Below are 23,326 nucleotides of genomic sequence, written 5' to 3' on the forward strand. Positions count from 1 at the left end.
GCCTAGGCCCTCCAGCGCCCAGGACGGGACAAATCGCGTCAGCTGATGAGGCCGGACCGGTAGGCGATGGCCACGGCGTGGGCCCGGTCGGAGGCGTCGAGCTTGCGGAAGAGCCGGCGCGCGTGGGTCTTGATGGTGTCCTCGGTGAGGTAGAGCTCGGCGCCGATCTCGGCGTTGCTCTGCCCCTGGCTCATCCCCCGCAGCACCTCCAGCTCGCGGGTGGTCAGCGTCGCGGTGGCGCCCGGCATCGCGCCGCCCCGATGGGGCCGGGGCATGGCCTCGCCGATGAAGGGCGCCAGGGCCACGGCCAGCTCCTCGCGGGTGGAGTCCTTCATGACATAGCCCTTGGCGCCGTAACCCAGGGCGCGGGCCACGCCGTCGATGTCCTCCGCGAGCGTCATCATCATGACCTGGGCCGTGGGGCGCAGCGCCAGCAGGCGCTTGACCGCGTCCAGGCCGCCCATGCCGGGCATGCGCAGGTCGGTGAGGGTGAGGGCCGGCTGCTCGGTGGCGTACTTCGCGAGGAGCTCTTCGCCCGAGGAGGCCCCGCACACGCGGGTCACGCCCGGCAGCGAGCCGATGCGACGCATCATCACCTCGCGGGTGAGCGGCGCGTCGTCGCACACCATCACGGTCGTCATGTCATGCCTCCGGTCGGGTTACATCAGGTTACCAAGAGTCATATTGACTCACGTATCCGTGATTTTCAGGCCTTTGTGGATGTTGGGGGCAGCATTCCCTGACCTGGGCGACGCTACCCCGCACCCTCGCGGCTCCCCCACCGGGCACCCCCCGGGGACCACCCCTCACGGCGCCGCCGGGCAGGTCGCGGCCTCGACGACCCGGACCAGGTCGACCATCCCCCCGGTCTGTCCGGGCCAGTGGACCCAGCCCTCGCCCCAGTGGACCTGGTCCCCTCCCTGCCCGAGCTGGCGCAACCGCCCGGCGAGCTGGCTCGCGACCGGCCCCTCGCCCACCTGGACGACCAGCAGGCCGGGCACCCCGGCCGCGACGGCCCGCATGGCGGTGGCCGCGCTCAGACCGAGCGACAGCGCGTCCACCTCGATGGACCGCTCCGCGAGCGCGGCCACGAGGAGCCGGCGCGCCGCGGGGTCGTCGTGCCCGGGCAGGCACACCACGTGCACCGGCACGGCGTTGCGGCGCGCCCGCGGCAGCCTGACCTCGCCCACCGCAGCGACGGTGGACGACGCCAGCAGGGCCTCGCCGCGCTCCTGGGCGGTCGGGCTGAGGCGCCGTACGGCGGTGCGGGCGGGGAGGACCCGCTCGTCCCAGGTGCGGGCGGCCCCGAGGTCCCGCAGGGCCAGCCGCAGCAGCGAGGTGCTGCCGCGCGCGTCGGCGATGCCCAGCGTGCTCAGCAACGTCGCCACGGCGGGTGTCACCTCGATCGGACGCGCCCAGTCCTGCATCGGGCCGGGACGGCGGCGGCCGTCCACCGGCACCCCCGTGGGGCCGGCCAGGGACAGCGGCCGGCCCGGCGCCGGGGTCGCCGACAGCTCCTCGGGGGTGGCGGCCATCGCCCGCTGCGCCGCGTCCCGGGAGGTCATGCCCGACTGGGTGAGGCCCCGCATGTAGCGCAACCGGGCCACGTCGCGCTCGGAGTATCGGCGGTGCAGGCCCGAGCGGTGCTCGGAGGGTTCGAGGCCGTATCGGCGGGCCCACGTGCGCAGCGTGGACGGGGCCACCCCCACCATGCGTGCGACGGCGGCCACCGTGAGGCTCTCGTAGCCCCCGCCCCGCGTCGGCGTCGCGTCGTCACCACCCATGCCGTCCCTCTCCTCTCCGGCCGGGGCCGCTGCCGGAAGGCGGGCCGTCGACGCAGCCGCCGCAGCGCTCGCGTCGCCGACACCGTGACCGCTGTCGACGAGCCTGTCAATCGCCTGCAACGCTCTTCGGTCATCCTCTAGCCAACCCGCGTCGACGGTTCGTTAACCCTCGGTCTCGGGCAATCCACCCGCATGCCACAACAATGACCGAGCGTCGGAATCCAATACACAATGTGACGGAAGTTTATGCACACGTTGACGAACTCGTCACATCGGCTGCAATGGCTGCCATCACCCCTTGAAGTCAGCACGATTTCGCGGGTAGGTTCAACACCGTCAGCTCAGCACCGTCGACCCCGGCGGCGCGGTCCGGACCTGCGCGAGTTCTTGAGGTTACTCGTGAGTATGTCGGTCATTACATCATTATGCGTTGCAAACGGATGATGATTGACCCGGCTCCCGGCCCACGTCGGCGGTGTGACACCCGCCCGGACCAGGAGCACGTCATGGCCGAGATCAGCCGCCTTCCCGGACCCGTCGCCGACCAGTGGGACTGGCAGCTGCAGGGATCCTGCCGCCGTGAGAACCCCGACGTGTTCTTCCACCCCGAGGGCGAGCGCGGCCCCGCCCGGCGCAACCGCGACGGCGCCGCCAAGGCCGTCTGCATCGCCTGTCCCGTGCTCGAGCAGTGCCGCGAGCACGCCCTGCGGGTGCGCGAGCCGTATGGCGTCTGGGGCGGCATGACCGAGGACGAGCGCGAGTCCTACTACGCCGCGATCGCCTGAGGCCCCCCTCACAGCTCAGCCGGCAGCTCGCGCCGGCGCTCAGGCCGGAGCTCCCCGGGAGGCCGCGCTGCCCGGCACGCACGACGAAGGCCGCCCACGCCCCGCGAGGGGGTGGGCGGCCTTCGGCATACGGTCAGGTCGTCGGGGACCCGACCGGGCGATCAGTGGCCGTGACCGTGCCCGTGGCCACCGGCGGGAGCGGCAGGCTCCTCCTCCGGCTTCTCGACCACGAGGGTGTCGGTCGTCAGGACCATCGAGGCGATCGACGCGGCGTTGCGCAGCGCCGAGCGGGTCACCTTGACCGGGTCGATGATGCCGGCCTTGACCAGGTCGACGTACTCCCCGGAGGCGGCGTCCAGACCCGTGCCGACCTCGAGCTCGCCGACCTTGTGGACGGCGACGTAGCCCTCGAGCCCGGCGTTCTCGGCGATCCAGCGCAGCGGCTCCGCCGCGGCCTTGCGGACGATGTTGGCACCGGTGGCCTCGTCGTCCGTCAGCCCGAGCTCGTCGATGGCGCTGACCGCGTGGACCAGGGCCGAGCCACCGCCGGCGACGATGCCCTCCTCGATCGCGGCGCGGGTCGCGGAGATGGCGTCCTCGATGCGGTGCTTCTTCTCCTTGAGCTCCACCTCGGTGTGGGCGCCGACCTTGATGACGCAGACGCCACCGGCGAGCTTGGCGAGACGCTCCTGGAGCTTCTCACGGTCCCAGTCGGAGTCGGTGCGCTCGATCTCGGCCTTGATCTCGGCCACGCGACCGTTGACCGCGTCGGTGTCGCCCGAGCCGTCGATGATCGTGGTGTTGTCCTTGGAGACGACCACGCGACGGGCCTGGCCGAGCACCTCGAGACCGACCTGGTCGAGCTTGAGGCCGACCTCCTCGGCGACGACCTGGCCACCGGTGAGGACCGCGATGTCGGCGAGCATCGCCTTGCGACGGTCACCGAAGCCGGGGGCCTTGACGGCCACCACGTTGAAGGTGCCGCGGATCTTGTTGACCACCAGGGTGGACAGCGCCTCGCCGTCGACGTCCTCGGCGATGATCAGCAGCGGCTTGCCGGCCTGCACGACCTTCTCCAGCAGCGGCAGGATGTCGGCGATCGCCGAGACCTTGCCCTGGTTGATCAGGACGTAGGCGTCCTCGAGGACGGCCTCCATGCGCTCCGGGTCGGAGACGAAGTAGGGGGAGATGTAGCCCTTGTCGAACTGCATGCCCTCGGTGAACTCGAGCTCGGTGGACGCGGTCGAGGACTCCTCCACCGTGATGACGCCGTCCTTGCCGACCTTGTCGAAGGCGTCCGCGATGAGCGAGCCGACCTCGTCGTTCTGGGCGGACAGGGCGGCGACCTTGGCGATCTCGTCCTTGGACTCGATCTCGCGGGCGTTGGCGAGCAGCCGCTCGGACACGGCGTCGACGGCCTTGTCCATGCCGCGCTTGACGCCGGCCGGGGCGGCGCCGGCGGCCACGTTGCGCAGGCCCTCCTTGACCATGGCCTGGGCGAGCACGGTCGCGGTGGTGGTGCCGTCACCGGCGATGTCGTTGGTCTTGGTGGCGACCTCCTTGGCGAGCTGCGCGCCGAGGTTCTCGTAGGGGTCGTCCAGCTCCACCTCGCGGGCGATGGTCACGCCGTCGTTGGTGATGGTGGGGGCGCCCCACTTCTTGTCGATGACGACGTTGCGGCCCTTGGGGCCGAGCGTCACCTTGACGGCGTTGGCGAGGGCGTCGACGCCGCGCTCGAGGGACTTGCGCGCGTCGTCGTTGAACTCAAGCGTCTTGGCCATGAGTGTCCTTCTGTCTCTAGGTGTATGACGAGAGCCCCGGCCCCCAGCCGCGAAGGCTCGGGCCGGGGCTCCCAGACGTCAGTGGTGGGCGATCAGCCGTCAGCCCACGACGGCGAGGACGTCGCGGGCGCTCAGGATGAGGTACTCCTGACCACCGAACTTGACCTCGGTGCCGCCGTACTTGGAGTAGATGACCTTGTCGCCGACCTGCACGTCCATGGGGACGCGGTTGCCCTTGTCGTCGATGCGGCCGGGGCCGATGGCCAGGACCTCGCCCTCCTGGGGCTTCTCCTTGGCGGTGTCCGGGATGACCAGGCCGGACGCGGTGGTCTGCTCGGCCTCGACGGACTTGACGACGATGCGGTCCTCGAGCGGCTTGATGGAAACCGACACTGTGGTGACCTCCCCTTCGGGAATGTCGAGAGTGGACAGATGTGGTGGCCCTCGACGTGCTGATCGGCCGTCGATGGTCGCCGTCGCGGGGGTCGACCAGCTCAGAACCGGTTAGCACTTGCCTGTCGAGAGTGCTAACCCACAATCTAGGAAGCCCTTGGCACTCGGTCAAGTCGAGTGCCAGCGCAGCTCGAGCGTGAGAGAGGATGGCGGCATGGATCTCGCGACGGCCCGGTGGCTCACCTCGCCCGAGGCGCTCGCCATCCTCGCCGGTCTGGGCCCGTATGCCGACAGCGCCGCCCTCGCCACCTCCCAGCGACTGCGCCGCACGGGTCTCGACGCCGACCAGGTCGCGGCGGTGCTCACCCAGTCGATGCTGCGGACCCGGGGCCGCACCAAGCTCGGCGACGCGGTCGACGAGCTGCTGCTGACCGTCGACGGGCTCGAGCAGGCCACCCGCCCGGCCATCGCGGCCCACCACGCCGCGCGGCTGCGGGACGCGGGCGCCGAGCGGGTGCTCGACCTGGGCTGCGGTCTCGCCCTGGACGGCCGGGCGATGGCGGCGGCGGGGTCGGTGGTCGACGCGATCGATGCCGACGAGGTCACCGCCACGCTCGCGACGCACAACCTGGGGCGCGAGGTGCGGTGCGCCCGCGCGGAGGAGGTGGCGGGCGAGCTGGCCGGCGGGGACCGGCATACGGCCGTCTGGCTCGACCCGGCCCGACGCACCCCCGGGGTCGCCGACGCGACGGGACGGACGCGCAGGACCTTCCGGCTCGACGACCTGGCCCCGTCCTGGGAGCTTGTGCAGGACGTCGCGGGCCGGGTCCCGGCGGCGGGGGCCAAGCTCTCACCGGCCTTCGCCCACGCGGCCCGGCCCGAGGGCACCGAGGCGCAGTGGGTGTCCTGGCGCGGCGAGGTCCTCGAGTGCACGCTGTGGTGGGGCGCCGCCGCCCGTCACGACGGGCGCACGGCGCTGGTGATGGGTGGCGAGATCGCCTCCCCCACAGCGGCCGTCGTGACCGAGGACGACGTCCCGGCGGACCGCCCGGGCGTCCCGCAGGGGCTGGCCGAGTGGATCTACGAGCCGGACCGCGCGGTGCTGCGGGCGGGTCTGGTCGGCGCCCTGGAGGCCCGGACCGGGGGCGTCGAGCTCGACGACGGGGTCGGTTACGTGACGGCGGGGGTCGAGCGAGACCTCCCGTGGGCCAGGAGGTTTCGGGTCGTGGAGCAGATCCCGCTGCAGGACAAGGCGATCCGTGCCTACCTGCGCGGGATCGACTGCGCCACCGTCACCCTCAAGAAGCGCGGCGTGGACGTCGACCCGGACCGTCTGCGCAGGACGCTGAGGCTCAAGGGCTCGCGGCCCGCCACGCTGATCCTCACCCGCATGGCCGGGCGCCCCACGGCGATCCACGTCACCCCAGCCTGACCCCCAGCCCCCCTCCCCTCCCACCCTCCCGAGATCGTGGTCCCCTTTGGTCGCCCACGCACCAAAACCGACCACGATCGCGGGGAGGGGAGGTGCGCGGGTGAGTGGTCAGAGCAGCGCGCTGCGTTGGGCTCCGGCGTGCTTCACCGCGTCGGCGCCGGCCGCCAGCGCGGCCGCCACCGCCTCCTCGTGCGTCGCCCCCAGCGCGAGGTGTCCGGCCAGCGCGCCGCAGAACGCATCCCCCGCACCGGTCGTGTCCACCACCTGCTCCGGCGGGACCGGCGTGGCCGGGTGCTCGACGCCCATCCAGGACACCCCGGCGGCACCGAAGGTCACGAGCAGCGACGCCGGGAACGCCCCGTCGTCGGCCAGCTCCAACGCCTCGTGCTCGTTGACGACCAACGGGTCCGCGACCTCGACGACGTCCACCGGCAGGTGGTGGTAGGGCGCGGCGTTGACCACCACGCGGATGTCCCTCGTCGACACCCGCCGCGCGGCCGCCGCCACCGTCTCGATCGGCACCTCGAGGCTCACGAGCAGCACGTCGCCGGCCGCCATCGTGTCCAGGACCCCCATGTGGTGCGGCGACAGCTCGGCGTTGGCGCCGGGGCTGACGACGATGAGGTTCTCCCCCTCGAGGTCCACGGTGATGTAGGCGTGACCGGTGGTCTCACCCTCCACGACCCGCACGTGTGATACGTCGATCATGTTGTCCTGCAAACGATCTCGGTATGCCGCCCCGGCCTCGTCCCCACCGATGGCCGCGACCATCACGACCTCCGCACCCGTTGCCGCCGCCGCGATCGCCTGATTGCCGCCCTTGCCGCCGGCCGTGCGCCGGGTGGAGCCGCCCACGATGGTCTCGCCGGGGCGGGGCAGTCGGTGCACCGTGGTGGTGAGGTCGACGTTGAGGGACCCGAGGACGTAGACGCGGCTCATGCGCCCCATCCTGCCCATCGCGGGTGCTGCGGTCGACCGGCGCCTCAGACGGAGACGGTCGTGACCGGCAGCGAGGAGTCCGCGGGCAGGCCGAGGTCGGAGGGTTCGCGGCCCCGGGCGACCATCTCGGCGCCGAGCGCCGCGACCATCGCGCCGTTGTCGGTGCACAGCCCCGGGCGCGGCACCCGCAGCCGCACGCCCGCCGCGTCGCAGCGCTCCTGGGCGAGGGCCCGCAGCCGGGAGTTGGCGGCCACGCCGCCCCCGACGACCAGGTCGGTGACGTCGTGCTCCCGGCAGGCGAGCAGGGCCTTGCGGGTGAGCACGTCGACCACCGCCTCCTGGAAGCTCGCGGCGACGTCCGCCACCGGCACGTGCTCGTCTGCCTCCTGCTTGGCCCGCACCCAGCGTGAGACGGCCGTCTTGAGCCCTGAGAACGAGTAGTCGTAGCGGTGCCGCTCCAGGTCCTTCCCCGCCGTCAGCCCCCGCGGGAAGTCGATGACGATCTGCCCCTCGCGCGCGGCCCGGTCGATGTGCGGGCCGCCGGGGAAGCCGAGCCCGAGCACCCGGGCCACCTTGTCGAAGGCCTCCCCCGCCGCGTCGTCGATGGTCTGCCCGAGGTGGCGCACGTCGTGCGTGATGTCCGGCACGAGCAGCAGGTTGGAGTGACCGCCGGAGACGAGCAGCGCCAGCGACGGTTCCGGCAGCGGCCCGTGCTGCAGCATGTCGACGGCGACGTGGGACGCGAGGTGGTTGACGCCATACAACGGCTTGCCGAGGGCCACGGCGAGCGCCTTGGCGGCCGCGACCCCCACGAGCAGGGCACCGGCCAGCCCGGGCCCGGAGGTCACGGCGATGGCGTCGAGGTCTTCGAGGCGCACCTTGGCCTCCCGGCAGGCGCGCTCGATCGTCGGGATCATCGCCTCCAGGTGCGCGCGGGAGGCCACCTCGGGCACCACCCCGCCGAATCTCGCGTGCTCGTCGACCGAGCTGGCGATCGCGTCGACGAGCAGCGTCTGCCCGCGCACGATCCCGACGCCGGTCTCGTCGCACGAGGTCTCGATGCCGAGGACGAGGGGCTCGTCGGTGCGGGTCATGCGGACTCTCCCTGGGTCGCGGGGTCATCAGGTCGTATGCCGGGCAGGTGGCGGCGCATCACCAGCGCGTCCACGTCACCGGGCTGGTAGTAGCGGCGGCGCACGCTGATCGTCTCGAAGCCGCTGCGGTCGTAGAGCGCTCGCGCCGCGGCGTTGTCGGCGCGGACCTCGAGCAGCAGAGCCTCGGCGCCGCCACCCGCGGCGCGGTCGACGAGCTCGTCGAGCAGCCGCCGGCCGAGGCCGAGCCCGCGGGCCGCCGGGGCGACTGCGACCGTCATCACGTCGGCGACGTCGGTGCCGTGGTCGAGCCCGGCATAGCCCACCACGCCGCCACGCGCCGGGTCGTCCCACACGACGTAGTCGCGTCGGGGGCGTTCGGCGAGCTCGGCCCACCAGGCCTGCTCGGTCCACGCGTCGTCGGCGAAGGCCTCGCGCTCCAGCTCGGCGAGGCGAGGGATGTCGGTCCAGCGCAGCTCGCGCAGCACGTCAGGCTCCCGCGGCGGGCGCCGACGGGACGGCGTCGGGCCGGCGCAGGTAGAGCGGGGTGGTGTCGGACAGGTCCTCGCCGCGGGCCAGCCGGCGGGCGGCCAGGTCGGCCAAGGATCCGGCGGACACGTCGAGCGGGGCGCCGTCGAGGGGCTCCCCCAGCTGCTCGGGGTAGAGCACGGGCCCCCGGCCGACGACCGCGCGTCCGTCGAGCAGGGGGGCGAGGTCGGCGGGGCGGCATACGGCCGGGTCGGACTCGCGGACCAGCACACCGGACTTGACCCGATAACCGCACCAGTAGACCTCCTTGCGGCGCGCATCCGTCGCGACCACGAATCGGTCCGTGCCACGCAGCATCGTGCTCGCGGCCTCGTGGGCGAGCGCGTCGAGGGAGCACAGGCCGTGCACGGGGATCGAGCGCGCGAGGGCGAAGACCCGCGCCGTGACGATGCCGACCCGTAGGCCCGTGAAAGGACCGGGTCCGGTGCCGGCGACCACCGCGTCGACCTCGCGCGCGGTCAGCCCGGCGTCGGCGAGGCAGCCGGCGATGCCGGGGGCGACGAGCTCGCCGTGGGCGCGGGCGTCGAGGACGGTGCGCTCGGCCACCGTGGTCGTGCCGTCGTGCAGGGCCACCGAGATGGCGGAGGTGGAGGTGTCGATGGCAAGCAGCACTCGACAACCCTACCGGCGGTAGGCGGATCGACCGGCCTTCGCTCCCCAGGCTGATCGAGCGGCCGCCGGTAGGTCAGCTCGCTGCGTTGGTCACCCGGGCCGCCGCCACCGGCAGCACCCGCGCCAGCAACGGCGCCATCGCGACCCCCGCCAGCGACACCACCGTCAGCACGACCCACACCGGCGCCGGCCCGCGCGCCAGCAGCCACGCGAACCCGACCGGCCCCACGATGGAGGCGAGATTCCAGGACAGCTGGTAGGCCGCCATGTAGCGGCCCCGCAGCTCCGCCGGCCGCGAGTCGACGGCCACCGTCGTCAGCACCGGCCCGCCCAGCAGCTCCCCCAGCGTGTAGACGACGGTCGCGACCAGCACCCCGACGACGGCCGCGCCCACCGGCAGCCACCCCGCCGCGGCCATCACCACGAAACCGACGGCGTAGGCCACGTTGGCCAGCGCCATCACCCGGTGCCGCCGGTGACCCGTCATCGCCCGCACCACGAGCCCCTGCCCGAGGCCCACCATCACCGTGTTGATCGTGAAGATCGCGCCGGTCACCCACCCGGGCAGCCGCAGCATCTCGGCCGCATAGATCGGCATCGCGTAGTTGAGCGCGAGCCCGCACAGGGCATAGCCGCCGTTGGCGACGATCAGCGCGCCAAAAGGCCTGTCCCGCAGCACCATCGTCAACCCGGCCAGGGGGTTGGCGCGCTCTCCCGAGCGCACCGGGGCGTGCGCGGGCACCCCGAGCAGGAGCACCAGTGCGAGCACGTATGACGCCGCGTCCGCCGCCACGACGAGATGGAAGGCCGTCGAGGTGCCGATCGTGATGGCGAGGCCCGCCACGAGTCCGCCCACCGCGAAGCCGAGGTTGCGCAGCGCACCGAGGAAGCCGTACCAGAGCTCGCGCTCTCCGGGCCGGGTGATGGCGGCGACGGTCGGTGAGTAGGACGCCCAGAAGGCGGCCTGGCCGATGGCGACGAGGGCGGTCACGACCTGCATCTGCCAGCGCGCCTCGACCAGCAGGTAGCCGGCGTAGCCGACGGCTTGGATCGCGTTGGCGGCCAGCAGGACCCGCTTGGCTCCGACTAGGTCGACGAGGTGCCCGACGAGCAGCACCACGGGCAGGGAGATCGCGGCCGCGACGGACAGCGCGAGCCCGGCCTCCTCGAGCGGGATCGCCGTGGTGCGCAGGAAGTAGAGCACGGACACCGGCATGAAGACGCCGCTGCCGATGGCGTCCACGCCGATCGCGGTGACGAACCGGCGGTGGTCCCCCACGGCGGGGAAACCGAGACGGGTCAGCAGGCCCACGGCGGTGCTCCCGCCTCGGGAGGCACCCTCACCGGATCGTGATGACCGCGCGGGACGGGTTGCCCCGCTTGAGGATCCGCTCGATCGCCATGAAGACCCGGAACTCCAGGCCGTACTTCGCGGCGAGGATCTCCCGCACCCGCGACACCGTCCACGGGTCGTCCGACACGGTCGCGGTCCCCTCCACGGTGGGGGCGTCCGGGGCGACCCGGCCGCGCCGGTCGCAGGGGCGCAGCGTCACCCGGGAGGTATGCCGCAGCCGCTTGAGCTTGCCGGTGCCCTCCGGGGTGATGACGACCAGGGCGTCGCCGTCCCGCGCGACCCACACGGGGGTGGCCACGCCGCGCCCGTCCCGGCGGGAGGTCGTCAACGACACGAACCGCTCGTGGGCGAGGGCGGTGAGCGTGGGGGTCGGCATGGGGCTCACCCTAGGCCACGCAGCGCCTCGAGGTCGGGTGAGCCGACCCACCGGGGCCCGTGCGCGGTGAACCTCGCGACCCGCTCGTCCTCCCCGGTCAGCTCCACCTCCAGGTAGTCCTCGGAGAGCAGCTCGGCGACCCCGTGGCCCCACTCGACCACCGTCACGGACTCCTCCACCGAGGCGTCCAGGTCGAGGTCGTCGAAGTCCAGCGCCCCCGAGAGCCGGTAGGCGTCGACGTGGACCAGCGGCGGCCCCGCGACCAGCGAGGGGTGGACCCGCGCGATGACGAAGGTCGGGGACGTGATGGGGCCGCGGACCCCGAGCCCCTCGGCGAGGCCCTGGGTGAGGGTGGTCTTGCCGGCCCCGAGTTCACCGGTCAGCAGCAGCAGGTCGCCGGCACGCAGCAGCGCGCCGAGCCGTCGGCCGAGGGCCTGGGTGTCCGCCGCGGTGGGCAGGGTCACGGTCAGGGGGGCCGTCATCGGTGCCGTCATGGGTCCTCCTGGGAGGGGGTCGGGGTCCCGTCCGTCCGGTCGGGTGCGGGCGTGGCGGTCCGCGGCGCCGGCCCGGCCGTCCGCGGCGCCGGCCCGGCGGGTCGGGGCGGGCGCTGCGGATGCGCCTCCCGGACCAACGCCTGGGCCTGGCGGGACAGCCGCTCGGCGGAGCGCTCCACCTGGGCGCGGGTCCGGTCGAGCTGCTCGCGGGTCCGGTCCAGCTGCTCGCGCCGCCGGCGCTGCTGCTCGCGCGACAACGACGCCCGTCGGTGCCCGAGGTCGGTGACCTGCACGCGCCCCCCGCGGCGCGGCTCGTCGCGCCGGTCGCGCTCGTCGCTCTCGGTCGCCTTGAGGCCGCTCCGCTCGTGCCGGGAGGCCCGCTGCAGCATCGCGAGGATCTGGTCGCTCACCAGGTCGGGGTGCTCGAGCATGATGAGGTGCCCGGCGTCGGTGACCACGACGTGCTCCGCAGCGGGCAGCAGCCTCACGATCTCCTCGCTGTGCCGCGGCGGCGTCATGAGGTCGTCGGCGCCGTTGATGACCAGCGCCTCGATCCCGGCGAAGGTCTCCAGAGCCGTGCGCTCGTCGTGCTGGGACAGGGTGCGCAGGAAGCCCTGCATCACCTCCACGGGGGTGGCCATGATCATGTCCGAGGCATACCGCAGCAGGCTCAGCGGCACCGGGGAGTGGAAGGAGTAGCGGTAGGTGAGGAAGTCCTCGGCCTGCCGCGCCACCCGCCGCGCCTGGTCGACGAAACCCTGCCGGCCCGCGAGCGGTGCGAGCGCGTAGGGCCCGACGCGTTGCGCGGCCCGCCCGAAGGCGTCGCCGAGCTGGACCCGCAGGTCCCCGGTCCCGCCGCTGCTGGTCGCGACAAAGGCCACGGCCACGCAGCGCTCGGTGACGAGGGTGGGGTACTGCCGGGCGAGGCCCATCTGGGTCATCCCGCCCATCGAGTGCCCCACCAGCGCCAGCGTGCCCTCCGGGGTGGTCGCCTCGATGACGGACCTGAGGTCCTGGGCGAGCACGTCGATGCGGTAGGAGTCGCGCGAGCCCACCCCCGAGCGGCCGTGCCCGCGCTGGTCCCACGCGACGACGCGGTAGCCGGCCGCCTTGAGCCGCCGCCGCACGAAGACCCACGCCTTGGTGGACAGCGTGTAGCCGTGCGACAGCACGACCGTCGGTCGGCTCGGGTCGACCTCGGCCGGCACGTCCACCTCGACGTGCAGCACGGTGCCGTCCTCCGCGACGACGACGTGCTCCTCGTCGGCGAGCAGGTCGTAGGTGTCCTCGGCCTCCGGGGCGATGGACCGCGACCGGGAGGTGAGGCCGGCGGCGGCGCCCGCGGCGACCGCCCCGAGCCCGAGGCCGACCCCGGTGATGGCGCGGGTGATCGGGTTCAGCGGAGCGGCCACGTCGCCTCCGCCCCGAGGTAGCGCCGCGGCACCCGCTCCCCGACCCGGGTGATCAGCTCGTAGCTGATGGTCCCGGTCGCGTCCGCCCAGTCCTGGGCGGTGGGTTCGCCGTCGCGGCCGGTGCCCCACAGCACGCACCGGTCCCCGGCCTGCGCCGGGCTGTCCGGTCCTAGGTCGATCACCACCTGGTCCATGCAGACGCGACCCGAGACCGTATGCCGCTCCCCCGCCACCTGGACCGGGCCCACGTTGGTCGCCGCGCGGGGCAGCCCGTCGGCATAGCCCAGCGGCAGCACCCCGACGAGGGTGTCCGTGGGGGTGTGGTACTCGTGGCCGTAGGACAGGCCCTGGCCGGCGGGGACCGCCTTGACCTGGGACAGCGGCGCTGTCCACGTCATGGCCGGGGTGAGGCCGTAGTCCTGCGGCCCGCCGAGGTCGGGCACCGGGGACAGCCCGTAGACCGCGAGGCCGGGGCGCACCAGGTCGTAGGCGAGGCTCGGGTTGGTCAGCGTGGCGGCGGAGTTGGCGACGTGACGCACCTGCGGGCGGCACCCTGCGGCCTCGGCTTGCGCCACCGCCTCGTCGAACCTCGCCACCTGCGCCAGCACCTCGGGGTGCCCGGGCGAGTCGGCGTAGGCGAAGTGCTGCATGATCCCGACCACCGCGACGGCGCCCTCGGCCTCCAGCGCCCGGGCGCGGTGCAGCAGGTCGGTGTAGGCCTGGCCGTGCAGCACGCCGTTGCGCCCGAGGCCGGTGTCGACCTTGAGGTGGACCCGCGCGGTGCGCTCGGTGGCGCGGGCGGCCTCGGCGACGGCCTCCAGCCCCCACGGCGCCGACACCGCGAGGTCGACCTCCGCGGCCACGGCCGCCTCGAGGTCGGCGCCCGGCACGTAGAGCCAGGACAGCACGGGGGCGGTGATGCCGGCGGCCCGCAGCGCCAGCGCCTCCGCCAGCTGGGCCACACCCAACCAGGTCGCCCCGCCGCGCAGGGCCGCCAGGGCCGAGGGCACCAGGCCGTGGCCGTAGCCGCCGGCCTTGACGACGGCCATCACACCGGCGCTGCCGGCGAGCTCGTCGAGGCGGCGCGTGTTGTCGCTGATCGCGGCGAGGTCGATGCACAGCTCGCCCGCATAGGTGACCCCGGTCATGGCGTCAGCGGCCCTCCCCGGCCCGGGTCAGCAGCCGCGCCACGGTGCGCGGCAGCTGGTGGGCGACGTCCAGGGCCCGCACCGGCCCGCCGGGGTTGGCGTCGTGGGCCGCGACCCCGTGGACCAGGGCCGCGACGGACCCGGCGTCCAACGGGTCGAGCCCGGCCGCGAGCAGCGCTCCGGCGAGGCCGGCGAGCACGTCGCCCGACCCCGCGGTGCCCGCCCACGCCGGCGCGTCGGCCTGAGCCCGCACGGGCAGGCCGGAGCCGGGCGGGGGCACGACATACGTCGTGGATCCCTTGAGCAGCACCGTCGCTCGCAGCAGGTCGGCGGCGCGGCGGGCCCAGCGCAGCGGCTCGCCGGTCACGTCGGAGCGCTGCAGGTCCGCGGCCTCCGGGTCGATCCGGGCGAGGAGCCGGGCGAGCTCACCGGCGTGCGGGGTGAGCAGGGTCCGGGCTCCGGCGTGCGCCCGCGGGCCGTCCAGCAGCGCCAGGCCGCCGGCGTCGACGACGCAGGGCAGGTCTGCGGCCAGGGCCTCGCGCGCTGCGTCGACCTGCGCCCGTCCGAGGTGGTCCCACGGCTCCGGCTCGGGGTCCAGCCCCGGTCCGACCACCCACGCCTGGACCCGCCCGGCCCCGTGGACCGCCTCGGGCACCGCGGCGCGGACCAGGCCGGTGGGGGTGGGCGGCCCGACGTAGCGGGCCATCCCGGCCCCCGCGCAGACCGCGGCGGTGACGGCCAGGATGGGGGCACCGGTGTAGACCTCGCCGCCGGCCACCACGCCCACCACGCCACGGGAGTACTTGTCGTCCTCGGGGCCGGGCACCGGCCACAGCCCGGCGACGTCGTCGTGGTCGAGGCGCTCGGCGACCGGGACCCACTCGTCCAGGTCGAGCCCGATGTCCACGAGGGTGAGCAGGCCGCAGCGGTCGGCGGTGCCGAGGACGTGCACCGGCTTGGCGCACCCGAAGGTCACGGTCTCGTCGGCGAAGACCCCTGGCCCCTCGAGCGACTCGGCCATCGGGTCGACCCCCGACGGCACGTCCACCGCGATGACGTGGGCGTCGGGACCGGTGGCGTCGACGAGGGACGAGACGTCCTCGCTCAGCCCCGGGCGGCCCCCGATCCCCACCACCGCGTCCAGCACCACGTCCGCCACGGCCAGGGCCTTGCGGGCGCTCTCGCGACCCGGCTCGGTGGTCGCGTCGACCAGCTCGACCTTGGCGCTGCGGGCCGCCTTGAGGCCGCCGCGGTGCGGGCGCTCCGAGGTCAGCACGGCCACGAGCTCCAGCGGCTCGCCCACGAGCTCGGCCAGGTGCGCCAGCGCGTAGAGCGCGTCGCCGCCGTTGTTGCCGCCCCCGACGAGGGCCACGACCAGCGGCTGGGCGCGCGCGTCGTCGGGCAGCCGTGCGGCGACGACGGTCGCGAGACCCAGCGCGGCCCGCCGCATCAGCTCACCCTCGGGCAGCGCGGCCATGGCGCGCTCCTCGGCGGCACGGACGTCGTCGACGGACCAGGCGTGGATCACGGGCAGCAGCCTCCTCGGGCGGGTAGCGTCACGACCCCGCCCCGGCGTCGGGTGGGGTCAGGCCTCGGCGACGACGAAGGCTGACGCCACCCCCGCGTCGTGCGAGAGCGACAGGTGCAGCCTAGTCACCCCGAGCTCCTGCATCCGGGCCAGGACGCTGCCGCGCACCTCCCAGTGCGGGCGGCCGTGCTCGCCGCGGACCACGGTCGCGTCGTGCCAGGCCAGGGACCCCGGCGACCCCAGCGCCTTGGCGAGGGCCTCCTTGGCGGCGAACCGCGCGGCCGTCGACTCCGGGCGCAGCCCCCGCTCGCCGGCCGTGAACAGCCGGTCGGCGAGCGCCGGGGTGCGCTCCAGGGTCCGGGTGAAGCGCTCGATGTCCACGACGTCGATGCCGACCCCGAGGATCACCGCGACACCGCCCGTATGCCGCCGCCCACCGTCACTCGACGGTGACGGACTTGGCGAGGTTGCGGGGCTGGTCCACGTCCAGGCCCTTGGCCGTGGCGAGCTCGCAGGCGAAGACCTGCAGCGGGATGATCGACAGCAGCGGCATCATCATCGTGCTGGTGCGGGGGACCTCGATGACCTCGTCCGCGAACGGGCGCACTGCCTCGTCGCCCTGCTCGGTGATCACCAGGGTGCGGGCGCCGCGGGCACGGATCTCCTGGATGTTGGACACCACCTTGGCGTGCAGGTCGTAGGGGCTGTCCTGCGCCGGCATGACGATGAAGACCGGCTGCCCGGGCTCGATCAGCGCGATCGGACCGTGCTTGAGCTCGCCCGCGGCGAAGCCCTCCGCGTGGATGTAGGCGATCTCCTTCAGCTTGAGCGCACCCTCGAGCGCGATCGGGTAGCCGACATGGCGCCCGAGGAAGAGCACCGAGCGGGTGTCGGACATGAACCGCGCGATCTCCCGGACCCGCTCCATGCTGTCCAGCACGGTGTCGACGTGCCGCGGGATCTCGGCGAGCTCGCGCATGACAGCCTGGGCGTCCTCGGCGTGGCTGCCGCCGCGCAGCTGCGCGAGGTAGAGGCCGAGCAGGTAGCAGGCGGCGATCTGGGCGGTGAAGGCCTTCGTCGACGCGACGGCGATCTCCGGCCCCGCGTGGGTGTAGAGCGCCGCGTCGGACTCGCGGGGGATGGTGGCGCCATACGTGTTGCAGATGGCGATGGTGAGCGCGCCGAGTTCCTTGGCGTGCTTGACCGCCATGAGGGTGTCCATGGTCTCCCCGGACTGGGACATGGACACGACCAGGGTGCGGTCGTCGACCACCGGGTCCCGGTAGCGGAACTCGTGGGCGAGCTCGACCTCGGTCTGGATCCGGGTCCAGTGCTCGATGGCGTACTTCGCGGACAGGCCGGAGTAGAAGGCGGTGCCGCACGCCACGATGATGATCTTCTCGATGCGCTCCAGCCGGGCCGGGTCGATGTTCATCTCGTCGAGCACCAACTTGCCGGTCTCGTCGGTGCGGCCGAGCAGCGTGTCGGCGATGGCCTTGGGCTGCTCCAGGATCTCCTTCTCCATGAAGGACGAGTGGCCGCCCTTTTCGGCGGCGGCGGCGTCCCAGGTCACCTCGAAGCGCTTGCCCTCGGCCGGGGTGCCGTCGAAGCCCATGACCTGCACGTCGTCGGGCGTGATGACGACGAGCTGGTCCTGGTCGACCTCCATCGCCGACTTGGTGTAGCCGATGAACGCGGCGACGTCGGAGCCGAGGTAGTTCTCGCCCTCGCCGAGCCCGACGACCAGCGGGCTGTTGCGGCGGGCCGCGACGACGGTGCCGGGGTGGTCGGCGTGGACCGCCAGCAGCGTGAACGCCCCGTCGAGCCGGTTGACGACCTCGAGCATGGCGGCCGTCAGGTCACCCTGGTAGGCGCGGGCCAGCAGCTGGGCCGCGACCTCGGTGTCGGTCTCGGAGGTGAAGTGCACACCCTCCGCGAGCAGCTCGGTCTTGAGGGCGTGGAAGTTCTCGATGATGCCGTTGTGGACGACGGCCACCTTGCTGTCGGTGCCACCGCGGTGCGGGTGGGCGTTCTCGTCGGTGGGGCCGCCGTGCGTCGCCCACCGGGTGTGGCCGATCCCCGTGGACGCGTCGTCCAGCGGGTGCTCCTCGAGCTCGCTGCGCAGGTTGACCAGCTTGCCGGCCTTCTTGGCGGACTCCACCCCCTGCGGGCACACCAGGGCGATGCCTGCCGAGTCGTAGCCGCGGTACTCCAACCGGGCCAGCCCCTCGAGGACCACCTGCTGCGCCTTGCCGTCCACCTGAGGACCGACGTATCCCACGATTCCGCACATGGCGATCACGATAACGGCGGTGGGCGGGCGCATGCGCCACAATGACCGGGTGTCATCCGCCGGAGTGTCCACAGCCACGGTCTCGACTCCCTACGTGGAGCTGGACCGGGCCGCGTGGGCGAGGCTGCGTGACCGGCACCCGCTCTCGCTCACGGCGCGGGACCTGGAGCGGATCCAGGGCACCGGGGTCCCGCTGGACCTGCAGGAGGTCGAGGAGGTCTACCTGCCCCTGTCGCGGCTGCTGTCCTTCTACGTGGACGCGACGACCCAGCTGCACCAGGTGACCAGCAACTTCCTCATGGAGTCCACCCCGCCCGCGACGCCCTTCATCATCGGGGTGGCGGGGTCGGTCGCCGTCGGCAAGTCGACCACGGCCCGCCTGCTGCGCGACCTGCTGCGGCGATGGCCCTCGACCCCGACGGTCGAGCTCGTCACCACCGACGGCTTCCTCTACCCCAACCGCGTGCTGACCGAGCGGGGCCTGATGCACCGCAAGGGATTTCCCGAGTCCTACGACCGGCGGGCGCTGCTGCGCTTCGTCTCGGAGGTCAAGGCCGGCGTGCCGTGCGTGCGGGCCCCGGTCTACTCCCACCTCGTCTACGACATCGTGCCCGACGAGCACATCGTGGTGGAGCGGCCCGACGTCCTGATCGTCGAGGGGCTCAACGTGCTGCAGGCGCCGCAGCCCCGCCGCGACGGCCGGCTCGGGCTCGCGGTGTCGGACTTCTTCGACTTCTCGGTCTACGTCGACGCGCGCATCGACCACATCAAGAAGTGGTACGTCGACCGCTTCCTCAAGCTGCGGCAGACGGCCTTCGCCGACCCCCAGTCCTACTTCCGCCGGTATGCCGCCCTCTCCGACACCGAGGCTCGCGCCACGGCACTGCGGATCTGGGAGGAGATCAACGGGCCCAACCTCGAGGACAACGTCGTCACCACCCGAGGTCGCGCCAACCTGGTGCTGACCAAGGGCGAGGACCACTCGGTGCGCCGCGTGCTGCTGCGCAAGCTCTGAGCCCCGGACCCACGCCGACCGCGCCCCGTCCCTCCCCGCCCGTCCCGTCCCTCCGCTCGTCTCTCCCGTCCCTCCCGTCCCTCCGGCCCCGGCTGCACCCGACTCTTCCCCGCCCACACCCGCACGTTGAGTGGCGACAAGTGGGGGTCATCCGCGCGGGACAACCCCCATCTGTCGCCTCTCAACGAGGGTTGCGGGCCGACACCGGCCGGCCGACCGGCCAAGGCCAGCGGGCGGGCCGACACCGGCCAGCTGACCGCCCAAGGCGGGCCGAGCGACCGCACCCGTCCCTTTCGTCCCTCCCGTTCCCCCCCACCCGCACCCACGCGTTGAGAGGCGACAAGTGGGGGTCATCCGCGCGGGACAACCCCCATCTGTCGCCTCTCAACGAGGGCTGCGGGCCGACACCGGCCGGCCGACCGGCCAAGGCCAGCGGGCGGGCCCACACCGGCCGGATGACCGACCAAGGCGGACCGATACCGGCCGGCCGCCAGCAACCCTTGCCCGATCACGACGAGGCGCACTGCCCCTGGAGCCAGGTCGTGGCGGCCGCTGCGGCCTGGTCGACGGGGGCCGGCTGGACCGGGGTGATCGCGCCGCCATACCGCGCGCCGGTCCGGTCCACGTCCACGGCCGTGGTCAGCAGCATCCCCGTCCCGTCGTAGAGCCGCACCGTCTGGTTGGCCGAGGAGTAGCCGGCCGTGGGCGCCCCGAACGAGCGCGCCCCCTGGGCGCCCTTGAAGGCCAGCACGACCACCTCGCCCGAGCTGCCGGTGTCCGGCCCCTGCAGCACGGCGACCGGCCCGGCGGCCCGGGCGCGGGCCCCCACCGAGTGCTGGTCGGACCCACCCACGCGGACCGTGCCGCCGGCGAGGGTCAGGTCGGTGGTCGTGCCGTTGCGGTCCACGAAGCCGCCGACCTTGCCGTCACCGAGCAGCGCAGACAGGCCCGACAGCATGGGGCTCATGTCGCCGCCGTGGTTGCTGCGCAGGTCGACGATCCAGCCGCAGCTCGTGCGGGTGCGCTGCGCGTCGATGCCGTTGGCGATCCGGGTGGCGTAGTCGTTGCGGAAGCCCTCCTCGGGCGCCGAGAGCTTGGGCACGGTGACGGTGGTGATGCCGCGGGCGTTGCTCACCTGGGGCAGCGGACGCTCGGTGTCGGTGGACCCGAGATCCTTGCCCGACTCGAAGATCGTCGAGTGCTTGCCGCCGGCGACCGCGACAGCCTCGCGCAGCGCCGGCAGCGTGGCGGCGTAGCTGTCCGCGTCACGGGTCTTGCGGACCGCCTCCGCCCGGGCCCGGTCCCACTCCGGACCGGTGGGGTGGTAGCCGGCCTCCATCTTGGTAAGGGCGTCGTCGGCGTAGGCCGCCGGCGAGGGTGGCACGAGGTAGACCCCGTAGCGGGGGCCGACCTGCCAGACGGCCAGCAGGGCCAGCGCGAGCAGGACGACGCCGGAGACCAGCAGGGAGAGGAGGATCCGTCGAGCACGGTGAGGACCGGCAGAAGGCTTCATGGTCTCTACCCTGGCGCCGGGCCGAGCCCCCACGACATCCTCCTGGGGGCCCTGCCGCGCGTCAGACCGTGGTCGTACCCCACCCCGACTCATCTCCCCCGGGCGACCGGCGCCTCAGTCGCGTCGACGCAGCGTGAGCTGCACCAGCACGGGCCCCGACCGCCGGCCGGAGGGTCCGGGCGCGCCGCAGCCCGCCGCACCTTCGCTCGTCCCCGAGGCGCAGCTGCCGCAGCCGCCGTCGGGGCAGCCCGCCGCCAGCTCGCGGGCGTCGACCCGCCCCATGCGGACCAGGTGGTCCACGGCCGCGTCCACCGAGGCGCGGGTCAGCCCGGTCCGGCGGGCGACCTCGTCCAGCGACGCCGCTCCGTCCTCGAAGGCCGACAGCACCTGGCGCAACGGGCCCGGGCCGCGGGTGGCGGGGGCGGGCGTCATACGACCAGCCGACCGACCTGGAAGACCACGACGGACAGCACCCAGGCCAGCGTGAGCTGCACGCCCACGCCGAAGAGGGTCCAGCGCCAGCCGATCTCGCGCTTCTGCGCGGCCAGGGTGGCGACGCACGGGGTGTAGGCGAGCAGGAAGACCATGAAGGCCAGGGCGGCGGCGATCCCGTGGCCTCCCGAGGAGCGCTCGAAGTCGGCGCGGATCACGTCGCCGAGCTGGCCAGGCGCGCGCTCGCTGTCCGGCTCGGACACGGCGTAGGTCTGCGCCCACGAGGAGATCACGGCCTCCTTGGCCACGAAGCCCACGACCAGTGCGGACGAGGTGCGCCACTCGCCGTAGCCGGCGGGCGCGAAGGCCGGCGCGATCGCCTTGGCCCCGGCGGCGTAGACCGAGTCGGCGGTCTGCACCTCCCCGAACCTCTCCCCCGACCCCGGCATCGGCGTGGCCTGCAGCAGCCAGATGGCCACGACGGTGGCGACGATGATGCCGCTCGCGGTCCGCAGGAAGCCGCGCAGCCGCACCCACGTCTGGGAGGCCATCAGCCGCAGGTGCGGCACCTGGTAGGGCGGCAGGTCCAGGATCAGCGGCTCGTCCCCCACCCGGCGCCACAGGGTGGAACGCAGCGCCAGGCCGAGCAGGACGACCAGCAGGATCGACAGGAGGTACATCGCGAAGACGACGCTCCCGGCGTGGTCGGGGAAGAAGGTCGTCGCCATGAGCACGTAGACCGTCAGCCGCGCCGTGCACGACGTGAGCGGCACCAGCAGCGAGGTCATGACCCGGTGGCGGGCGTTGGGCAGGGTGCGGGTGGCGGCGATCGCCGGCACGTTGCACCCGAAGCCGACGACGAGCGGCAGGAAGGCCCGGCCGGGCAGCCCTATCGAGCGCATCAGCCGGTCGGTCACCACGGCGGCGCGGGCCATGTAGCCGGAGTCCTCCAGCAGCGACAGCAGCGCGAACATCAGCGTCATCAGCGGCACGAAGGTCAGCAGCATCCCCACGCCGGCGATCAGCCCGTCGACGAGGAAGCCCCGGACCGGGCTGTGCCCCAGGCCGATCCGCTCCATGAGCCAACCGGCGGCGGACGACACGGGCCCGGTGAAGAGGCCGTCCAGCCAGTCCTGCATCGGCGCCGCGACGGTCGTCGTCAGCTGGAAGACCAGCCACATCGCCACGAGGAAGACCAGCGGGCCCCACAGCCGGGAGGTGACGACGCCGTCGATCCGGTCGGTCCACCCGGTCCGGGTCTGCGCGCTCTCGTGGGCGGCGTGCACCACGGCCTGCTCCACCCACGCGAACCGGTCGTCCGCCTGCGCCAGCTCGTGGTCCACCGGGTCCAGGGCCTCGGGCGGGCCGACCAGGTCGAGCCCGTCCGGGTTGTCCTCCGGGCCGTCAGGCCGTATGCCGGAACCGCCCCGCGGCGCCGGCACCGGGGCGGCGAGGGTCTGGACCACCGCGTCGGCGAGCTGCTGCAGCCCGCCGCGGCGGCGCGGGTCGACCGGCACCACGGGGGCGCCGAGCGCCGCCGCGAGCGCGGCGGTGTCGACGGCGATGCCGCGGCGGGCGGCCACGTCGTTCATGGTCAGCGCCACCACGACGCGCAGCGCGTGCTCGCGCACCTGCGCGACCAGGTAGAGGCTGCGGCTGAGGTGCGCCGCGTCGACGGTCACGACGACGAGGTCGGGGCGCTCCGCGGGCGGCTTGTCGACGAGCAGCGCGCGGGTGAGCTCCTCGTCGGGAGAGGCCGGGTCGAGGCTGTAGGCGCCCGGCAGGTCCACCAGGTCCACCTCGGTGGTGCCGCGGGCGCACGGCGCGTCGGCCGGGCAGCGGCAGCCGTCCCCCTGCGGGCACGCGGTGCGCTCGAACCGCCAGGCCCCACGCCCGACCTCGACCGAGGTGCCCGGCCAGTTGCCCATGTGCCGCTTGGCCCCGGTCAGGGCGTTGAAGAGCGTGGACTTGCCGACGTTGGGCGACCCCGCCAGCGCCACCACCGCGGACCCGGGCGCGGCCGCCGGGCCGCCCGCGTCGCTGTGGCAGCTGGGGACGGAGCTCGCGGTGACGTGCTGCGGCTCGGAGCCGTCCCGCGGGGTGTCGACGAGCCCGGTCGTCATACGGCCCGGCCCTCGGGGACGAAGACCTGGATCCCGGCAGCCGTCGAGCGGTCCAGCGCGATGCGCGCCCCGGCCACGGCCACGACCCGGCCGCCGCCGGCGGTCAGGTGCAGCACCTCGACGGTCGCGCCCGTGCGCAGGCCGAGCTCGGCGAGCCGGCGGCGGGGCGCGAGCGGCAGGTCGACGAGGCCGAGTCGCACCGGCTTGCGGGGCGGGGCCGCCTGCAGGGTCGTCGAGGTCATGCCGACCACGATACGCCTCAGGTTAGGCAC

The 23,326-nt window shown here is 73.5% G+C and carries 23 protein-coding genes; 3 read left to right on the forward strand and 20 right to left on the reverse strand.

What is annotated here, in order from left to right:
• Positions 1-38 precede the first annotated feature (38 nt).
• Complete coding sequence (locus tag ADJ73_RS00240) at positions 39-641, reverse strand: response regulator transcription factor (protein WP_050346584.1); 603 nt, start codon at positions 639-641, stop codon at positions 39-41.
• Positions 642-806: 165 nt separating this feature from the next.
• On the reverse strand, positions 807-1,784 hold the full coding sequence (locus tag ADJ73_RS00245) for a MerR family transcriptional regulator (protein WP_050346585.1): 978 nt from the start codon (positions 1,782-1,784) through the stop codon (positions 807-809).
• Between the two features lie 506 nt (positions 1,785-2,290).
• Between ADJ73_RS00245 and ADJ73_RS00250 the strand changes: the two genes are divergently transcribed.
• Complete coding sequence (locus tag ADJ73_RS00250; protein ID WP_050346586.1) at positions 2,291-2,569, forward strand: WhiB family transcriptional regulator; 279 nt, start codon at positions 2,291-2,293, stop codon at positions 2,567-2,569.
• Positions 2,570-2,730: 161 nt separating this feature from the next.
• On the opposite strand, the gene groL is transcribed toward ADJ73_RS00250, so the two are convergent.
• Positions 2,731-4,350, reverse strand: coding sequence for a chaperonin GroEL (gene groL / locus ADJ73_RS00255; protein WP_050346587.1), 1,620 nt, complete (start codon positions 4,348-4,350; stop codon positions 2,731-2,733).
• Between the two features lie 99 nt (positions 4,351-4,449).
• Positions 4,450-4,743: a co-chaperone GroES gene (gene groES / locus ADJ73_RS00260; RefSeq protein WP_050346588.1), complete on the reverse strand. Its 294-nt coding sequence runs from the start codon at positions 4,741-4,743 to the stop codon at positions 4,450-4,452.
• 214 nt (positions 4,744-4,957) lie between these two features.
• Between groES and ADJ73_RS00265 the strand changes: the two genes are divergently transcribed.
• Positions 4,958-6,175: a THUMP-like domain-containing protein gene (locus ADJ73_RS00265; protein WP_050346589.1), complete on the forward strand. Its 1,218-nt coding sequence runs from the start codon at positions 4,958-4,960 to the stop codon at positions 6,173-6,175.
• A gap of 108 nt (positions 6,176-6,283) precedes the next feature.
• Here ADJ73_RS00265 and ADJ73_RS00270 read toward each other — a convergent pair whose 3' ends face one another.
• From ADJ73_RS00270 to glmS, 12 genes are all read right to left on the reverse strand, one after another.
• Entirely contained in the window at positions 6,284-7,114 is an 831-nt protein-coding gene (locus tag ADJ73_RS00270) for a ribokinase (RefSeq protein WP_050346590.1), read from the reverse strand.
• Between the two features lie 44 nt (positions 7,115-7,158).
• The gene (tsaD, locus tag ADJ73_RS00275) at positions 7,159-8,208 is read right to left on the reverse strand and encodes a tRNA (adenosine(37)-N6)-threonylcarbamoyltransferase complex transferase subunit TsaD (protein ID WP_050346591.1); all 1,050 of its coding nucleotides are present in this window, start codon (positions 8,206-8,208) and stop codon (positions 7,159-7,161) included.
• Positions 8,205-8,693 (reverse strand): ribosomal protein S18-alanine N-acetyltransferase, encoded by a 489-nt coding sequence (rimI, locus tag ADJ73_RS16765; RefSeq protein ID WP_050346592.1) that lies wholly within the window; start codon positions 8,691-8,693, stop codon positions 8,205-8,207. The genes tsaD and rimI overlap by 4 nt, the downstream gene beginning before the upstream one ends.
• A gap of 1 nt (position 8,694) precedes the next feature.
• A complete protein-coding gene (gene tsaB, locus ADJ73_RS00285; protein WP_050346593.1) occupies positions 8,695-9,366 on the reverse strand; it encodes a tRNA (adenosine(37)-N6)-threonylcarbamoyltransferase complex dimerization subunit type 1 TsaB in 672 nt (223 codons plus the stop codon).
• A 73-nt stretch (positions 9,367-9,439) separates the two neighbouring features.
• Entirely contained in the window at positions 9,440-10,678 is a 1,239-nt protein-coding gene (locus ADJ73_RS00290; protein WP_253272621.1) for an MFS transporter, read from the reverse strand.
• Positions 10,679-10,706: 28 nt separating this feature from the next.
• A complete protein-coding gene (locus tag ADJ73_RS00295; protein ID WP_050346594.1) occupies positions 10,707-11,096 on the reverse strand; it encodes a PPOX class F420-dependent oxidoreductase in 390 nt (129 codons plus the stop codon).
• Between the two features lie 5 nt (positions 11,097-11,101).
• Positions 11,102-11,590, reverse strand: a complete 489-nt coding sequence (gene tsaE, locus ADJ73_RS00300) for a tRNA (adenosine(37)-N6)-threonylcarbamoyltransferase complex ATPase subunit type 1 TsaE (RefSeq protein WP_253272622.1) — start codon at positions 11,588-11,590, stop codon at positions 11,102-11,104.
• A complete protein-coding gene (locus ADJ73_RS00305) occupies positions 11,587-13,002 on the reverse strand; it encodes an alpha/beta fold hydrolase (protein ID WP_050346595.1) in 1,416 nt (471 codons plus the stop codon). The genes tsaE and ADJ73_RS00305 overlap by 4 nt, the downstream gene beginning before the upstream one ends.
• Positions 12,987-14,150 (reverse strand): alanine racemase, encoded by a 1,164-nt coding sequence (gene alr / locus ADJ73_RS00310; RefSeq protein ID WP_050346596.1) that lies wholly within the window; start codon positions 14,148-14,150, stop codon positions 12,987-12,989. The genes ADJ73_RS00305 and alr overlap by 16 nt, the downstream gene beginning before the upstream one ends.
• A 4-nt stretch (positions 14,151-14,154) precedes the next feature.
• Positions 14,155-15,678 carry a bifunctional ADP-dependent NAD(P)H-hydrate dehydratase/NAD(P)H-hydrate epimerase gene (locus ADJ73_RS00315; protein WP_050346597.1) on the reverse strand — a complete coding sequence of 508 codons (1,524 nt, stop codon included), beginning with the start codon at positions 15,676-15,678 and terminating at the stop codon, positions 14,155-14,157.
• 57 nt (positions 15,679-15,735) lie between these two features.
• Positions 15,736-16,086, reverse strand: coding sequence for a holo-ACP synthase (locus ADJ73_RS00320; RefSeq protein WP_050346598.1), 351 nt, complete (start codon positions 16,084-16,086; stop codon positions 15,736-15,738).
• A 31-nt stretch (positions 16,087-16,117) separates the two neighbouring features.
• On the reverse strand, positions 16,118-17,971 hold the full coding sequence (gene glmS / locus ADJ73_RS00325; RefSeq protein ID WP_050346599.1) for a glutamine--fructose-6-phosphate transaminase (isomerizing): 1,854 nt from the start codon (positions 17,969-17,971) through the stop codon (positions 16,118-16,120).
• A gap of 31 nt (positions 17,972-18,002) precedes the next feature.
• Between glmS and coaA the strand changes: the two genes are divergently transcribed.
• On the forward strand, positions 18,003-18,986 hold the full coding sequence (coaA, locus tag ADJ73_RS00330; RefSeq protein WP_050349160.1) for a type I pantothenate kinase: 984 nt from the start codon (positions 18,003-18,005) through the stop codon (positions 18,984-18,986).
• 508 nt (positions 18,987-19,494) lie between these two features.
• Here the strand turns inward: coaA and ADJ73_RS00335 are convergent.
• From ADJ73_RS00335 to ADJ73_RS00350, 4 genes are all read right to left on the reverse strand, one after another.
• Positions 19,495-20,499, reverse strand: coding sequence for a S41 family peptidase (locus tag ADJ73_RS00335; RefSeq protein WP_050346600.1), 1,005 nt, complete (start codon positions 20,497-20,499; stop codon positions 19,495-19,497).
• A 114-nt stretch (positions 20,500-20,613) separates the two neighbouring features.
• Positions 20,614-20,931 (reverse strand): FeoC-like transcriptional regulator, encoded by a 318-nt coding sequence (locus tag ADJ73_RS00340; protein ID WP_050346601.1) that lies wholly within the window; start codon positions 20,929-20,931, stop codon positions 20,614-20,616.
• Positions 20,928-23,054, reverse strand: a complete 2,127-nt coding sequence (gene feoB, locus ADJ73_RS00345) for a ferrous iron transport protein B (RefSeq protein ID WP_050346602.1) — start codon at positions 23,052-23,054, stop codon at positions 20,928-20,930. The genes ADJ73_RS00340 and feoB overlap by 4 nt, the downstream gene beginning before the upstream one ends.
• Complete coding sequence (locus ADJ73_RS00350) at positions 23,051-23,296, reverse strand: FeoA family protein (protein WP_050346603.1); 246 nt, start codon at positions 23,294-23,296, stop codon at positions 23,051-23,053. The genes feoB and ADJ73_RS00350 overlap by 4 nt, the downstream gene beginning before the upstream one ends.
• Positions 23,297-23,326 lie beyond the last annotated feature (30 nt).

The organism is Arsenicicoccus sp. oral taxon 190, from assembly GCF_001189535.1.
Classification (GTDB): domain Bacteria; phylum Actinomycetota; class Actinomycetes; order Actinomycetales; family Dermatophilaceae; genus Arsenicicoccus.